Annotated in this window: 1 protein-coding gene; it reads right to left on the reverse strand. The window is 63.8% G+C overall.

Annotated features, from left to right (window positions below):
• Positions 1–254 (reverse strand): ABC transporter permease subunit (locus tag ACTHSW_RS10920; RefSeq protein ID WP_440373929.1); only part of this gene is annotated, 254 nt, incomplete at both ends.

Consider the following 254-nt stretch of genomic DNA (forward strand, 5'->3'; position numbering starts at 1 on the left):
GCCCAGGCTCACCGAGAAAAACATGATCAGGATCAGGCCCCACCAGAAGATCGGCATCGAATATCCCGCCAGGGAGATGCCCATCACCCCATGGTCGAACAGGGATCCTCGCTTGAGTGCCGCGATCACCCCGGCCAATAGCCCGAGGATGCCGGCGAACAACAGGGCGGCCATGGACAGTTCCAGGGTCGCGGGGAACAGGGCGGTGAACTCGCTCCAGACGCTGGTGCGGGTGCGCAGGGATTCGCCGAGGT

The organism is Neisseria sp. P0008.S004, assembly GCF_051962755.1.
GTDB lineage: Bacteria > Pseudomonadota > Gammaproteobacteria > Burkholderiales > Neisseriaceae > Neisseria > Neisseria subflava_A.